This window comes from Paraburkholderia sp. BR10141 (assembly GCF_056155635.1).
The window spans coordinates 260061-275552 of the sequence record NZ_JBMIQH010000003.1; the positions used below are offsets into that span (position 1 = coordinate 260061).

Annotated in this window: 15 protein-coding genes; 9 read left to right on the forward strand and 6 right to left on the reverse strand. The window is 64.1% G+C overall.

Going from position 1 to position 15492, the window contains the following annotated elements; genetic code table 11:
• Window positions 1-24: 24 nt before the first annotated feature.
• Window positions 25-822 (reverse strand): ABC transporter substrate-binding protein, encoded by a 798-nt coding sequence (locus tag ACOJB8_RS05865; protein ID WP_069262113.1) that lies wholly within the window; start codon window positions 820-822, stop codon window positions 25-27.
• 168 nt (window positions 823-990) lie between these two features.
• Between ACOJB8_RS05865 and ACOJB8_RS05870 the strand changes: the two genes are divergently transcribed.
• Entirely contained in the window at window positions 991-1959 is a 969-nt protein-coding gene (locus ACOJB8_RS05870; protein ID WP_406953307.1) for an ornithine cyclodeaminase family protein, read from the forward strand.
• Between the two features lie 104 nt (window positions 1960-2063).
• A complete protein-coding gene (locus ACOJB8_RS05875; RefSeq protein ID WP_254316354.1) occupies window positions 2064-2711 on the forward strand; it encodes a helix-turn-helix transcriptional regulator in 648 nt (215 codons plus the stop codon).
• Window positions 2712-2730: 19 nt separating this feature from the next.
• Here the strand turns inward: ACOJB8_RS05875 and ACOJB8_RS05880 are convergent, their stop codons facing one another.
• The 5 genes from ACOJB8_RS05880 to ACOJB8_RS05900 all read right to left on the reverse strand — a co-directional run bounded on the left by ACOJB8_RS05880 (window position 2731) and on the right by ACOJB8_RS05900 (window position 8952).
• On the reverse strand, window positions 2731-4539 hold the full coding sequence (locus ACOJB8_RS05880; RefSeq protein WP_475011491.1) for an SLC13 family permease: 1809 nt from the start codon (window positions 4537-4539) through the stop codon (window positions 2731-2733).
• A gap of 59 nt (window positions 4540-4598) precedes the next feature.
• On the reverse strand, window positions 4599-6260 hold the full coding sequence (gene ggt / locus ACOJB8_RS05885; protein WP_406953248.1) for a gamma-glutamyltransferase: 1662 nt from the start codon (window positions 6258-6260) through the stop codon (window positions 4599-4601).
• Window positions 6261-6329: 69 nt separating this feature from the next.
• Window positions 6330-6548 carry an EmrB/QacA subfamily drug resistance transporter gene (locus tag ACOJB8_RS05890; protein ID WP_069262417.1) on the reverse strand — a complete coding sequence of 73 codons (219 nt, stop codon included), beginning with the start codon at window positions 6546-6548 and terminating at the stop codon, window positions 6330-6332.
• 10 nt (window positions 6549-6558) lie between these two features.
• On the reverse strand, window positions 6559-8193 hold the full coding sequence (locus ACOJB8_RS05895) for an L-lactate permease (protein WP_342948146.1): 1635 nt from the start codon (window positions 8191-8193) through the stop codon (window positions 6559-6561).
• 495 nt (window positions 8194-8688) lie between these two features.
• Entirely contained in the window at window positions 8689-8952 is a 264-nt protein-coding gene (locus tag ACOJB8_RS05900) for a hypothetical protein (protein WP_475011497.1), read from the reverse strand.
• 395 nt (window positions 8953-9347) lie between these two features.
• On the opposite strand from ACOJB8_RS05900, the gene ACOJB8_RS05905 reads away from it, so the two are divergent.
• The 7 genes from ACOJB8_RS05905 to ACOJB8_RS05935 all read left to right on the forward strand — a co-directional run bounded on the left by ACOJB8_RS05905 (window position 9348) and on the right by ACOJB8_RS05935 (window position 15448).
• Window positions 9348-9563 (forward strand): hypothetical protein, encoded by a 216-nt coding sequence (locus ACOJB8_RS05905; RefSeq protein WP_069262118.1) that lies wholly within the window; start codon window positions 9348-9350, stop codon window positions 9561-9563.
• Between the two features lie 121 nt (window positions 9564-9684).
• Window positions 9685-10785: a GGDEF domain-containing protein gene (locus tag ACOJB8_RS05910; protein ID WP_475011499.1), complete on the forward strand. Its 1101-nt coding sequence runs from the start codon at window positions 9685-9687 to the stop codon at window positions 10783-10785.
• Entirely contained in the window at window positions 10755-11108 is a 354-nt protein-coding gene (locus ACOJB8_RS05915; RefSeq protein ID WP_475011501.1) for a hypothetical protein, read from the forward strand. Before ACOJB8_RS05910 ends, ACOJB8_RS05915 begins: the two co-directional genes overlap by 31 nt.
• A 296-nt stretch (window positions 11109-11404) precedes the next feature.
• Entirely contained in the window at window positions 11405-11881 is a 477-nt protein-coding gene (locus ACOJB8_RS05920) for a MarR family winged helix-turn-helix transcriptional regulator (protein WP_475011503.1), read from the forward strand.
• Between the two features lie 49 nt (window positions 11882-11930).
• A complete protein-coding gene (locus tag ACOJB8_RS05925; protein WP_069262121.1) occupies window positions 11931-12923 on the forward strand; it encodes a carbon-nitrogen hydrolase family protein in 993 nt (330 codons plus the stop codon).
• A gap of 78 nt (window positions 12924-13001) precedes the next feature.
• Window positions 13002-13937, forward strand: coding sequence for an NmrA family NAD(P)-binding protein (locus tag ACOJB8_RS05930; protein ID WP_342948153.1), 936 nt, complete (start codon window positions 13002-13004; stop codon window positions 13935-13937).
• Between the two features lie 152 nt (window positions 13938-14089).
• Window positions 14090-15448, forward strand: a complete 1359-nt coding sequence (locus ACOJB8_RS05935; RefSeq protein ID WP_475011507.1) for an epoxide hydrolase family protein — start codon at window positions 14090-14092, stop codon at window positions 15446-15448.
• The last annotated feature ends 44 nt before the right edge of the window (window positions 15449-15492 follow it).

The window sequence follows — 15492 nt, forward strand, 5'->3', positions numbered from 1 at the left end:
CTCTGGATTCCAAAGTGATCGACATCACTTCGCGACGATATCGCGGCCGAAATACTTCATCGACAGCTTCGTGAGCGTCCCGTCCTGGCGCAGCGAATCGATCGCGGCCACCACCTTCGCCTTGAGCGCCGCGTCGTCCTTGCGCATGCCGAAGCCCGTGCCTTCGCCGAGCGTGGCCGGGTCCTTGAGCGGCGCGCCCGCAAATTCGAAGCCCTTGCCCTGCGGTTTCGAGAGGAAGCCGTCCGTGGCAGTCTGCACTTCCTGCACCGCGCCGTCCAGGCGCCCGGCCGCGAGGTCCGCGAAAATCTGGTCCTGGTTCTCGTAGGTGACGACGTTCACGCCCTGCGTGCCCCAGTGCTTGCGGACATAGTCTTCCTGCGTCGAGCCTTGCAGCACGCCAACCGACTTGCCCTTCAGGCTCGCGGGCGTAGGCTGCAGACCCGAGCCGCTCTTTGCGACCATCTGAATCGGCATCACGTAGATGGCGGGCGTGAAGGCGATCTGCTGACGCCGCTTCTCGGTGATGTTCATGGCCGAATTGATGACGTCGAACTTGCGCGCCTCGAGCGCGGCGATCAGGCCGTCGAAGCTGTTCTCCACCCACACGCACTTCATCTGCAGTTTCTGGCACACCGCGTTGCCGATATCGATGTCGAAGCCTTGCAGATCGCCCGAAGGCGTCTTGCTCTCGAACGGCGGATAGGCGGCCTCCACGCCGAAGCGCAGCGTTTTCGGGTCCTGCGCGTGCGCCGCGCCCGCCGTCATGCCCGCGAGGCACGCAAGGCTGGCCGCAGCCGCAAAGCGAATCATCTTCCTGTTCATCGTCGTCACCCAATTCGTAATAAGTGTCTGTTCAAGTGTGCTGCGCTTCGTGCGGCGCCCTTTCACGAGGGCCGCGGCCGCAGGAGGAATATAGACGAAAAATAAAAATAAAGTCTAGAATGGACAAAAATGTCTACACCTCGACTCCGGAGCCCCACCATGAACGAGATGTCCCCAGCCTTCGCCGCGCCGCTCGTCGTCGACGCCGCCCAGGTGCGCGCCGCCCTGCCGAGCCTCGACGTGCGAGGCGAACTCGCCCGCCTGTTCGCCTCGCTCGGCCGCGGCGATGCCGTGCAGCCGCCGCAAACCCTGACGCTGTTCCCGAAGCAGGCCGGCGACTTCATCACCTATCTCGGCGTGCTCGCCGAAGCGGGCGTGTTCGGCGCGAAGCTCTCGCCGTACATCGTGGGCGCCGAGGGCCAGCCGCCCATCATTACGGCTTGGACCGCGCTGATGTCGATGAAAACGGGCCAGCCGCTCATGTGGTGCGACTCGGCGCTGCTCACTACCGAGCGCACCGCGGGCACCACGGCGCTCGCCGTCGACCACCTTGCGCCGCGCGAGGCGAAGCGCCTGGCCGTAATCGGCTCGGGCGCGGTCGCGCTGGCGCATCTTCGTCACGTTGCGCCGCTGCGCGCGTGGGAGAGCATTCGCGTGTTTTCGCCGAAGCTCGCCGGCGACGCACAACGCCAGGCCGAACTGCGTGCGCTGGACGCACGGGCAAGCGTGGCGCAAACGCCCGAAGCCTGCGTGCACGACGCCGACGTAGTGATGCTGTGCACCTCGTCCGGCAAGCCCGTGCTCGCGCTGGACACGCTCACGAAACCCGCGCTCATCACCTCGATCAGCACGAACGTCGCACACGCGCATGAAATCGATCCGGCCGCGCTGCCCTCGCTCGACGTGTACTGCGACTATCGCCACACCACGCCGCAAAGCGCGGGCGAAATGGTGCTGGCCGCGCGCGAGCACGGCTGGTCGCCCGATGCGATCGCGGGCGATCTCGCGGAACTCGCCAACGACGCCTGCCCGCGCCCGGCGTACGCGCGCCACGCGTTCTTCCGCTCGATCGGCCTTGGCCTCGAAGACATGGCCGTCGCGAACGCGCTGTACGAGCATCTGCAAAGCGCACGCTGATGCCCGTTGATGCGCGGCGTCGAGCGAACGCAGTATCATCGATGTCCTTTCTGCCGCAACCCGGTTCCAGCCCGATGCCGAAACGAGAAGACGAGAAAACCCGCGTGAAGAAGACCGCCAGCCCGAAGACCGCGCGCGACCTGCTGCTCGCGCGCTACGCGCACGTGGCGGACAGCATCACCACGCTGTTCTTTCCGTTCGCGGAGGTCGTGATTCACGACCTCTCGGACCAGACCGTGGCGTATCTCTCGAACAATCTCTCGAAGCGCGAGGTCGGCGACGACTCCGCGCTCGAAGACGTCGAGGAAACCACGCGCAACAAGCTGCTCGGGCCCTACGAGAAGGTGAACTGGGACGGGCGGCGCATGCGTTGCGTGAGCACGGCGCTGTTCGACGATGAAGGGCACGCGGCGGGTGTCATGTGCATCAACTTCAACATCGCCGCGTTCGACGACATGCAGGCCACGCTCAACCTCTTCCTGCGCGGCGCAGGCGTAATCGCACAGCCCGAGGAGTTGTTCAGGGACGACTGGCAGGAGCGCATCAACACCTTTCTGCACGGCTGGCTGCGCGAGCGGCAGATCGCGCTCAACTCGCTCACGCGCGAACACCGCCGCGAACTGGTCGAGGCGCTGCACGCCGAAGGCGCGTTCAAGGGCAAGAGTTCCGCCAACTATGTGGCGAAGGTGCTGGGCATGGGGCGCGCGACGGTCTACAAGCATCTGCGCGAAATGAAGGCGGACGCCGAATAGCGCCCCAACCCATGCCTGACTAGAAGCGCCAGTACAACGGCGCAATGAACACAACCACCGCCATCGACCACAACACGATCAGCGCACCGATCTTCCAGTAGTCGCCGAACGCGTAGGCACCCGGCCCGTACGTGACGATGTTCACCGGCGTGCTCATTGGCGTGAGGTGGGCTGCGCCCGCGCCCAGCGCGACCGCGATCAGGAACGGCGTCGCGGACACCCCGAGTTCCCGCGCTGTGGCAACCGCAATCGGCACGGTCACGAGCGCGGAAGAGTTGTTGGAGATGACCTGGGTCAGCACCGCAGCGACGACGAAGAGTCCCGCCATCACGGCGCGCGGGCCGCCGGAGCCGACGATCTGGATCACATAGTCGCCAAGCAGATACGCGAGCCCGGTCTTCGACATCGCAGTGGCGAGCGGGATCAGTGCACCGACCAGCACGCAGGTGTTCCAGTCGATGGAATACAGCTGGCTCAGTTTGATCACGCGTGTCAGCACCATCGCCGTCACGCAGATCAGCGTGGCCACGGCGGCCGGCACGACATTGGTCGCAAGCAGCACGACCAGCACGGCGAGAATGACGAGCGCCTCGCGAGCGCCGCGACTGAGCGCGACAGTCTGGCGCCGGACGGCCTGCGGCGCATCGACCATCAGGATCTGCGGGTCGGAGAAGTGCTTGTCCAGCGCCTCCCATGTGCCACGAAACAGCAGATGGTCGCCGGCGAGCAGATGCGTGGAGGGTCCCGGCACGTCTTCCCCACTGCGCTGGACGGCAAGCACGATCAGGTCTCCTTCGTGCGTCGCCATACCCGGAAACACGGCTTGACCGATCAACGCGGAGCGCTGCGGGATCACCACTTCGGCAAGGCCTGACGTACGGTTGAACAACGCGTTGGTCACTGCCTGCGATTCCCGGTACGGCTCGCGAATGGCGAGGTGCAGGTCGTTTGCCAGCCGGGCGACAACCTGCGCGTCGCCGCGCACCAGAAGGTGCTGTCCCTCGAGCGCGGCTTGGCTGCCCAGCTCCGCGTCCTCTTCGTCCATGAGCCCGAGGACGCTGAGGCCCGGGTATTGCGAAAGATCGATATCGCCCACCGTCTTGCCGATAAACGGCGACCCGGCACGTACACGCAGCCGGCACACGTCCTCGGCCATCCGGTACTGTTCGACGAGCGTATGCGCATGCTGGCTGAAATCGGCTGGCAGCGATCCCGAACTGCGTTTGGGCAGCAAGAGCGGCCCCAGCACCAGAATGATGACGAGGCTGCCCGCGAAAAGCGGCAGGCCGACAATCGACCATTCGAAGAAGCGGATCGGCGCGCCGCCTGCCGCATCGGCCGCGCTCGCCGCGATGACATTCACAGGACTGCCTAGCAGTGTGAGCTTGGCGCCGGTCAGGCACGCAATCGACACCGGCATCATCAGTTGGGAAGGCTCGAGCCGCGTGCGTACGCAGACGATGACCGCGATCGGCAACATCGCGACAACGGCGCCGTTCATGCCGATCAATGCCGTCGAGATCGCGGACAGGATCAGCAGCGAAGCGATGAGCCGTTTCTGGCTCTGGCCGGCATGACGAATGAGCCACTGGCCCGCCCACGTGCCCACGCCGGTCGTCTCGAGGCCGATCCCGACGCCGAGCAGCGCGGCGATGAAGACGATGAGCGGATCGCCGAATCCGCCCAACGCCTCGTGCATCGTCAGCACGCCGGTAAGGTAGAGCGCGAGCAGCGATATGACGGCGACCACCGCCGCCGGCAGCTTGTTCCAGATGAACAGCACCATCGTTACAGCGAGGATGAGCGAGGTAACGATCATCGGGTTCATGTGTTCGACCCTTCGTGCGACTTCACAGTGCACTAGTCCGCCGTCAGCAGCCGCGAAAGCTAGTAGCCCAGCGCCGCGCCGTCTCCGCGCGGATCGGCGCCGCCTTCATAAAAGCCCTGTTCGCGATCGACCCGGATCGCGTGCGCATGTCCCATGTTGTCGTTCCAGTGCGTGACCATCTGCACGGGCTGACCCCGGCGTTTCAGTTCGCGCACGACTTCGTCGGAGATGCGTCCCTCGAGCGACATGTTGCGCGATTTGGTGCCCCAGGTGCGGCCCATCAGCCAGCGCGGCGCTTCGATGGCCTGCTGCACGTCGTAGCCGAAGTCCACGATCCGCGTGACGAGCGCCGCCTGCGTCTGCGGCTGCCCTTCCCCGCCCATCGAACCGAACGCGAGGCAAGGCTTGCCGTCGCGTGACATCAGCGCCGGGATCAACGTATGGAAGGTTCGCTTGCCCGGCTGCAGGCTGTTGGGATGATGCTCGTCCAGCGAGAAGAACGCGCCGCGATTCTGCATGATGATGCCAGTGTCGCCACCCATCACCGCGCTGCCGAAGTCGTGATAAATCGACTGGATCAGCGACACGACCATCCCGTCCTTGTCCGAGGCGCAGAAGTAGCAGGTGTCGCCGTCCGGCGCGCGGCGCTCGTGCGGATGCTGATACGCAATGCCCGCGGGCACGGTTGCGATGTCGAGCGCGCGTTCGGGGTCGAGCAGTTTGCGGCGCTCGTCGCAATACGCCTTGGAGATGAGTTCGTCCACCGGTATCGCGACGAAATCCGGGTCGGTCAGCCACTCCTCGCGGTCGGCAAACGCGATCTTCACCGCTTCGGCGAGGTGGTGATAGTAGTCTGCCGTGCCGTCGCCCCACGCGGTGACGTCGTAGCCTTCGATCAGATTCAGTATTTGCAGCGGCGTGAAGCCTTGGGTGTTGGGGGGCAGCTCATACACCGTATTGCCCCGGTACGTCGTGCTGATCGGCGTCACCCACTGCGCGTGATACGCGGCGAAGTCGTCCGCCTGCAGCGGCGAGCCCGCCTGACCGATCGCGCCGCAGATCCGTGCAGCAAGATCGCCTTCGTAAAATCCCGCCCGCGCGCCGTGATCGGCGAGATGCTGCAGCGAGCGTGCGAGTGCACTTTGCACGAGCCGTTCGCCGTCCGCCGGCACGCGGCCGCCCGGCAGGAACACCGCCGCGGTTTCGGGATATTTCGTGAGGATCGGCACGTCCTGCGCCGTCCAGTCCGCGAGCGAGCGGCTCACCGGCACGCCGTCGCGAGCGTAGCCGAACGCCGGCCCAAACAGGTCCGCCCATGTCAACCGCCCGAAGCGCTCGTGGGCAAGACGCCAGCCGTCAATCGCGCCCGGCACGGTGAGCACGGCCTGTGGCCCGCGCGCCGCGATTTCGTCGGCGCCGGCGCTGCCCCGATAGCGGGCCAGTGTGGCTTGCTGCGCAGCGGGTCCGCTCGCATTGATGGCGTACACCTGCTCGCTCTTGCCGTCGGCGATCAGCCAGAATCCGTCGCCGCCCAGTCCCGCCATGTGCGGGTACGCGACGCACAGCACAGCGTTCGCGGCAATCGCGGCATCGACTGCCGTGCCGCCGCGTTGCAGCATGGTAAGGCCAGCCTGGCTGGCGAGATAGTGAGGAGTCGACACCATCCCTTGCGGTGCGCGGGTGGGCGGCCGACCGGTGCGAGGGCCGTTTGGATGACTCATGATGAATGCGCTCCCGTGATGTTGATCCGGCAAAGCGACACGCTCCAACGCGCGAAAGCGGCGAGTCGATCAGGAAGCTCGATCGTCGAACTCGACGCCCGCGTCCCTGACCTTGTCTTTGGAGTGATCCATGAACCGCGTGATGATCGGCAGCGCGCCGCCGGCAATCACGCATAGCAGGCCGAGGCTCAGCAGCAGCGTGTTACCGGTGGTCGCGCCCCTGCTGGTGAGCGGAAAGGCGAGGAACATCAGGATCAGCGCCACCGTTTCTGCCACGAGCTTGTCCATGCCGATCACCTCACGCGAGCATGACGAGAACAATCGTGCCTATCCCGGTGAGGATGGCCACGATGATCGTCCACGGGATGGCGAGTTTCATGACCGCGCCTTCCTGCCCCTTGATACCGGTGATGCTGGTGCCCAGCACGATATTCGCGGGGCCGATGGCATTCCCGTAGGCGCTGCCGGCGGCCTGCGCCGCCACGATCGCCTCCACGGGCAGCGAATGCAAATGCGCGACGTCGCTCTGCAAGCCGCCGAACAGGACGTTCGATGCGGTGCTGCTCGACGTCATGAACGCGCCAAGCGCGCCAATCACACTGGCGATGCCCGCGTAGACGAGCGGGGGCGAGGCGTCGGCAATACCGTGCGCGAGCACCATGGTCTGTCCGCTGTGATCGAGAACCCGGCTCGTCACGAGGAACGCGATGACCGGCAGCGACGCGGGCACGCCATCCACGATGAGCGAGCGCCCGAGGTTTTCCTTGCCGTGACGCGACTGCCACGCCCCGTAGTAGCCATTCGCGCGATACACGATCCACACGATGATGGCCGATATCAGCAGCATCGTGCCCGGATGGGTGAACGGCGCAAACGGCGCATAACGTGTGACCGCCGCGTTCGTCACGCCGAACCCTGTGGTCACTTCGGGAAACGGCAGACCGATGCGGAACTGCCGCAAGGCGTTATTCAGCGGATCGATCAGCAAAATACCCAGCGTGACGACCGTGAGCACGACATACGGCAGAAAAGCCATGCCGATGCTCATCACCGGCTCGCTCGCGTCCGACTCGGTACGGACCGCCGTTTCGTCCATTGCGGGCCGCTCCGGCACATCGGCTTGCGGAACCGGCTCGCTGAAACGGCGCCAGCGGGAGAGCGGGTACAGTGCGATCATCGCAATGGCCGCCGCGAGGAACGTCGAGAGTTCCGGGCTCAGGAACGCGAAAATCAGTTGCCCAAAGCCGAGTATCGTGCCAAGAATCAGGACAAGCGGCCATGCATGACGCACTGCGGCCCAGCGTCCGTACAACCATACGATCAGCAGTCCACCAAAATAGGTGGGAATCAACAGCAGTAGCGAGGATTCGAATGCGGCCCGCGTCACGTCCTGTACATCCGCCACCTGCAAGGTCGCCAGCCAGCCGACGCCAAGCGTGCCGAAGAACCGGGCCCATGCATGCGCAATGATCGAAATGGCGGCTGCATAAACCGGCCTGACGCCAATTGCGAGCAGAAGCGGAGCCACAACGGCAATCGGCGCGCCGAAGCCCGCGATACCCTGAAGAAACGATGAAAAGACCCAGCCGAGCCCGAGAATGACGAACAATTCATTCCGGCTAAAGCGGGAAATCCCGTGCCGCAGGGCGTCGTATCCGCCAGCCTGTTTGGTGATCTGATAGAGCAACAATGCCGGCCACATAACGTACAGGATGAATATGGCGTCCCATACGCCCTTGGCGCTTGCGACAGTCAATGTCCCAAGTGGAGTGCGGAATGCGAAAAAGGCGATCAAACCCGCCACGAACATTGCACCCGGACCGGCCTCAGGCGCGCGCCAGCGAAGCGGCACGAGAAAGACGAGCAGCGCGACGATCGAAAGTGTTGCCAGAATCCAGTGAATCAGATCGACCGGAATTGATGTGTCAGTCATCTCCTTCCCTCATACCGACACAGTCTCCGCTGACGTTGGGAGATTCGGCTCGGAAATCGATTTAACTGATGATAGTCGCTTTTGTTTAAGCCGCAAGCTAAAAATCCAGTGACTTATTTCGTTGTGCAACATTTTTCCGATTTGAGTGGCTTATCCCTTCTTCGAAAATTATTTTGTTATTTAACGTCGTTCTCAATCGATTACCGACATTCGAATAAAGCGAAAAACTATCTCGTGAACGAATCGCAGGTTTCCCTCGATTTCTGTCAACAATGATTGCGTGCGCAATGAAACATCGGCATTTCAGCAGGCGAGACGTCCCGCGTGCTTTGACGCCGTTCGCGCGCCACCAGGCCAGGTTTGCTAACGCAATCGACCGTTGCGCGATACATCGACCCTGAAAGCGAATGGCAGCCGAAAAACACAGCTTTCGGACACGTCCCCGATTCGCGGCTCATGTCAGGCGCTTGCCAGCACTGACGCAGGAATGACTGTTCAGCTCATCGGCCACCGTGCGCGCCCATCGCATGAAAGCCTGCGCTGATGCTCGACCTCGCGTCTGAGCAGTTCGCGGTGCAGCGTCATGGTCTGTATGATGTCGCGCATCACGCAAAGCAAGTCTTCTCCTGCCACGCTGGCGGTGCCGCATTCCCGCTGACGCTGGACGCACACCGTGAGCGCCGCCAGCCGCCGTCGAGCTTCCGCGAGGTGAAGGTCTGCGGTCAGAAGCTCGAGTTCCTCGGTCGATGGGTCGTTCATGATGCCCCTCTCCGGATTCGCCGCAATCGGCCGCAACGAATGGCAAGGCTGGCACCGCGACCAGCCCAGTATATCCCTCGCAGCTGGGATGTAGCTGCACCTGACGCAGCCGCGTTCAGGATCGCTGTTGTCGACCTACGATCCGCGACGCAATGGCCTGCTCTCGACGCGCACGCGGGTCCGGAACGCGTGAGGATGCCGGTCGAAACTATCGCTGTACAAATGAAGGCGGCGGCGTAGTATGAAAACATCCGTCGACTGCGACCGATCCCGCCGCTCCTCCTGCTGCCACTTCTCAGGGATCGCGCCGCTCCCCTCCATCGCAGACCACGAATACCGCCGGCCGAAGATTCGGACGGCTTGCGGATTCCTCACTGGGATTCAGGGAGAGACCTATGCGTTCAGATCCAGACCGCTTTCATATCGACCCAACGCCACGCCGGGCGGATGGGGAATACATGGCGCACGTGCGCATCAGCACCAGGCGAATCGATGGGAGCGAGTGCGAAGTCCATTCCAGCGGCGATCTCGCGGGATTCGACGCGCGCGAGGATGCGATTGCCTACGCAGAAAATTGGGCGAAGCGATGGCTGGATGCCCGCTTTGGCTAGGGTGTCCCATCGGTTGCTCCGCGCAATTGCCGCGCCGCGGCCTGCTCGGGATGGGGCCATGCCAGGCTAAAGGAAATCGCAGCCGTGTCGTTATACCGGGGGCGAATCCAAATGTTCCTGAATGGTGATGGTCGCTGGCATGCCGTACGCGGGAAGAACCCGGTTTCTCGAGAAACGACGCAGTTTTCGGGACGCCACAGAGCTGCGTCTTTTCCTGGAGAGTGCGGCGGAAAGTTCGCGCCTTCTCGCTGTGGCGGTCCAACTCTTCGGGCTGGTGTCGTGGCTCATGTCCCGGGCATTCGCGAATCCCCATGCGCGCTTCGATGCGCCGGGCACGCTGGTAGCCGCCAGCGGCATCCTCCTCGCGATGGGCATGACGTACGCCTCACGGGGACTGCGAATGGACGCGCTGGGCCGGTTCGCATGCGCAGCGTTCGTGGCACTGGCGTTTCACTCCAATATGCCCGGCACCGGCAATCCTGCGTTCTGGGTCCTGCCGATCGGCGTGGCGATCAACGTGGGCATGGCCCCGGTAATCTCCGGGTATTTCAACTATCTCGCAAGTGCACTGACTGTCTGGCTGATCATCTCCCACGGCGAGGTGGTCGCGCTGATGTCCTCACAGGACCGCAACTGGATTTTGCTGTTTGCGCTCGCCGCCCTTGCGCTCGGTCTCCTGCTCAATCTCCTGTTTACACAGGAGCGGAAAAAGACATTTCTGGTACAGCGCGAACTGGTACGACTCGCATTCAGGGACACACTCACCGGCATTGCGAATCGCCGTAGCTTCATGCTGGAGGTCAATGAATGCCAGGACCGCCGGTCCAGTGAGGAATTCTGGCTGTTGCTCATCGATGTCGACGACTTCAAGCAAATCAACGACACCGCGGGGCACGACGCCGGCGACGAGGTCCTGGCCGCCGTGGCGCGCACCATCGAGGAAAGCGCCAGCCCGCACCTTTGCGGTCGCCTTGGCGGCGAAGAGTTCGGCGTGATCTTCCCGGGCAACCAGCAAAGCGCCAAAACCCTCGCACGTGAAATCTGCGGCACCGTAGCGGCGGCGCGAATTTCCGGACACAGGGTAACGGTCAGTATTGGGGGCTCGAGCATCTCGGAGCTAATCGGTGTACCCGAAACGTTTCGGCTCGCCGACCGTGCGCTCTACGAAGCGAAACGGCAAGGCAAAAACCGATGCGTGGTCGCCGAACCGGCGTCGTGGTGACGCGTATCGCGGCACGGCGCGATGCTGTGTCACTATGGCCCGAAGATGCCCTGACACCCGAAGCGGAAGCCGGCCTCGTCAAGGAACTCACCAACGTTCTGATCCACGCGGAAGGCTACGATCCCGGCAACCGGATTGCGCAGGGCGTGACTGTGCTCTATCTGCACCGGCCGGCCGCCGTCTATGTCGCCGGGGAGCCCTCGGCGCTGCCGCGCTACCGCATCGTTCCTTCGGCGCCGGAAGATCAGTACACCGATACATCCCGCGTTAATGCGCGTAGACCGGACCGAGCCCGGGCGTGTCCTGCCGGGACGAAACCGTAGCCGCACCGGCGCCTGCCGCCGACGAGCCGTCCGCCACGCCGCCATCCTGAAGCCACCGCGCCGTTCGGGCGGGCGCGCCTGTCCCAATCGTCTGAATGTTGCGGATGCCGGGCTAGTGCGTGTGGCACGCCGTTCCTGGCCGCCCCGCACCGCTTTTGTATCGCCATGTATCTGGCCGCCGCGTGGAAACATGGACATACACAAAGCCGACCCTCCCGACACGTTCGGGATACATCGGCACGCTTCAATACGTCAACCGGGCAAACCGCCCCGCACGAACCCTGGAGTCGCGAAACATGTCCTGCACCGAAACCGTTCCGCGTACCACTGAAGCATCGGGCGGCGTGAGCGCGCAGATCGCCCGCCACTGCCTGCTGACGCGCACCCGGCAGATCGCACGCGTACTGACCGGCCTTTACGACGACGCGCTACGCCCGCTCGGCATCAGCTCATCCCAGCTTTCGCTGCTCGTGCTCGTCGCGGAGTACGGCCCCTTGAGCCGCGCCGCGCTCGGGCGCAAGAATCATCACGACCGCACGACGCTCACGCGCAACCTGCAGCCGCTCATCGCGCACGGCTGGGTCGCCGATGGCGAGCCCGGTGGCGATGGCCGCAGCCGTGCGCTCTCGGTGACGCAAGCGGGCCGCGCCCTGCTTCAGACCGCAGGATCTGCGTGGTCGACCGCGCAACAGCGCGCCGCCAGCGTGCTTGGCCTCGAGGGCGCGAGCGCGCTCATGAACATCGCGGCGGATCTCCCGTCAGCCACCGTCTAATCTTTCTTCATCGTCAATGTTGCATATGCAACACCATCAGGAGCCTGCAATGAAAGTCGTCAAAGCCGCCGCCGTCCAGATCAGCCCCGTGCTCTACAGCCGCGAGGCAACGGTTGCCAAGGTCGTGCAGAAGATTCTCGAACTCGGCCGCAAAGGCGTGCAGTTCGCCACGTTCCCCGAGACCGTGGTGCCGTATTACCCGTACTTTTCCGCGGTGCAAACGCCCATGCAATTGCTCGCGGGCACCGAGCATCTGCGCCTGCTCGAACAGTCCGTGACGGTGCCCTCGCCCGCCACCGACGCGATCGGCGAGGCCGCACGGCAAGCGGGCATGGTGGTCTCGATCGGCGTGAACGAGCGCGACGGCGGCACCATCTACAACACGCAACTGCTCTTCGACGCCGACGGCACGCTGATCCAGCGCCGCCGCAAGATCACGCCCACGCATTTCGAGCGCATGATCTGGGGCCAGGGCGACGGCTCGGGCCTGCGCGCCGTGGACAGCAAGGTGGGCCGCATTGGCCAGCTCGCCTGCTTCGAGCACAACAACCCGCTCGCGCGCTACGCAATGATCGCCGACGGCGAGCAGATCCATTCGGCCATGTATCCCGGCTCGGCTTTCGGCGAAGGCTTCGCGCAACGCATGGAAATCAATATCCGCCAGCACGCGCTGGAATCCGGCGCCTTCGTCGTGAACGCAACCGCGTGGCTCGACGCCGACCAGCAGGCGCAGATCATGAACGACACGGGCTGCGCGATCGGGCCGATCTCGGGCGGCTGCTTCACCACCATCGTCGCGCCGGACGGCACGCTGATCGGCGAACCGCTGCGCGAGGGCGAAGGCGAAGTCATCGCCGATCTCGACTTCTCGCTGATCGACCGTCGCAAGATGCTGATGGATGCGGCCGGCCACTACAACCGCCCGGAACTGCTCAGTCTGCAGATCGACCGCACACCGGCGGCGAACGTTCATGAACGTGTGCAACACGCCGCTACGGCGACCGCAAACGAAGGCGAGGAGCCGCGCACGATCGTTGCCTGAGCGCGCACTGATGCGCAGGCTTCTTTCTTTTCTAAATGTGTATATACACTCTTTAGTGTTACGAAACAGGTAAGCGAAATGACCACTCAAAGCCAGCATGACCGTCCGATTCTCGTCACGGGTGCGGCAGGCGCAATCGGCGCCGTCGGCCGCAGCATCACCGAAAACCTGCTTGCGAAAGGACATCGCGTGCGCGCCTTGGTGCGCCGCGAGGACGCACGCGCCGACGAACTGCGCCGTCTCGGCGCGCAGGTCGTGCTCGGCGATCTGACCGATCTCGATTCGATGCACCGCGCCATGGAAGGCGTCTCGCGCCTGTACTTCGGCATGTCGGTGTCGCCTGCGTATCTCGAAGCGACGATCAACACAGCGGCCGTTGCACGCCATCACGGCGTGGAAGCGTTCGTGAACATGTCGCAGATGACCGTCTCGCAGATGAGCATCACCGAAACCACCGACAGCGTGCAGCAAAAGCAGCACTGGCTCGCCGAGCAGGCGCTCGCCTGGTCGGGCCTGCCCGTCGTCACCGTGCGGCCCACGGTGTTTCTGGAGAGCTTCTTCCTGCTTCTAGCGGCAGAGGGCGTGCGCAAGCACGACGAACTCGTGCTGCCGCTCGGCCAAGGCCGGACCTCGCCGATCTCGTCGCTCGACGTGGCGCGTGCCGTCGCGGAGATCCTCGACAATCCGGCGCCGCATATCGGCCAGGTCTATCACCTCACGGGCCTCGAGTCCCGCGATATGGAGCACTATGCCCGCCTCTTCTCCGAGGTCCTGGGCCGCACGATCCGCTACCGCGACGTGCCCGTCGAGGCATGGGCTGCGAAGCTGGGCGAGCTCGGGATAACCGCGCACGTCGTCAAGCATCTCGCGGTCATGGCCGAACTGCATGCGCAAGGCCGCTACGACCGCATGACCGACGACCTGCGCAAGCTCACGGGTCAGGCGCCGATCGGCATGCGCGAGTTCGTGACGCACCACGCCGCTGCATTTTCGAGCGGCACGACATCGGCCTGATGCGATGTGCGTTTGCGTGCCGGGACATCCGGCGCGAATTCCGTTGGCGAGCGATGCAAAACTTCAGCACATGCGCGCGCCAGCACCACTACGCCTGGTATTGCGAAGCATCCCCATACGCTCTGCCTCCAATATCAGAAAACGGAGTACCTATGTCTGACGATTTTCTCATCCCGTCGCCATCGCGCCGCCGCTTCATGGGCGCGACCGCGGCCGCCGTGGCCGCAGCCTCGCTGAGCCAGCTGGCGTTCTCGCAAACCCTGCAAGGCATCACCGAAGTCAAGTCCGCACCGAACGGCGACAAGACCGCGATTCGCCCGCTGCGCGTGCATGTGCCCGAAGCGCAGCTCGTCGATCTGCGACGCCGCATCAAGGCCACGCGCTGGCCCGACAAGGAAACTGTGAACGACAATTCGCAAGGCGTGCCGCTCGCGATGATGCAGGAGGTCGCCCGCCACTGGTCGACCGACTATGACTGGCGCCGCTGCGAAGCGAAGCTGAACGCGCTGCCGAATTACGTGACCGAAATCGACGGACTCGATATTCACTTCATTCATGTGCGTTCGAAGCACGAGAATGCGATGCCGCTCATCGTCACGCACGGTTGGCCTGGCTCGGTCATCGAGCAGTTCAAGATCATCGATCCACTGACCAATCCCACGGCTTACGGCGCGAGCGCCTCAGACGCCTTTCATCTGGTGATTCCGTCGCTGCCGGGCTATGGCTTCTCGGCCAGGCCGACCGAAGTGGGCTGGGGCCCCGAGCGGACCGCGCGCGCGTGGGTCGTGCTGATGAAGCGCCTTGGCTATGACAAGTTCGCGGCGCAAGGCGGCGACCTGGGCGGTATCGTCGCGAACGTGATGGCCAAGCAGGCGCCGCCTGAACTGCTCGGCATTCACGTGAATTTCCCGGCGACGATTCCGCCCGAAATCGCCAAGGCGCTGCAAGCCGGCTCGCCCCCGCCAACCAATCTCGGCGACGACGAAAAGCACGCCTACGAGCAGCTCGCGAGCGCAGCCAAATCGCGGCGCGCCTACGCGCTCGAACAGGGCACGCGCCCGCAAACGCTCTATGGGCTCTCGGATTCGCCGATCGCGCTGGCCAGCTGGCTGCTCGATCACGGCGACGGCTATATCCAGCCGGCCGCGGCGCTCACCTCGGCCGTATACGGGCGCGACGTCAACGGCGAATCAGCTGGGGCGATGACGCGCGACGACGTCCTCGACGACATCACGCTCTACTGGCTGACGAACACGGGCATCTCGGCCGCTCGCTTCTACTGGGAGTCGCACTTCAATTTCCTGGCCGCCGCCGATGTATCGGTGCCGGCCGCGGTGAGCGTCTTCCCACGCGAGAACTATCAGGCGCCGCGCAGCTGGACCGAGCGCGCCTACCACGACCTCATCTATTACAACCGGCCCGACAAGGGCGGCCACTTTGCGGCGTGGGAACAGCCGCAACTGTTCGCGCAAGAGGTGCGAGCGGGCTTGCGACCGCTGCGGCAGCAATAACGCGCTGCCGTCTCTCCAAGGCGCCGGGACGCGACTTCCGGCGC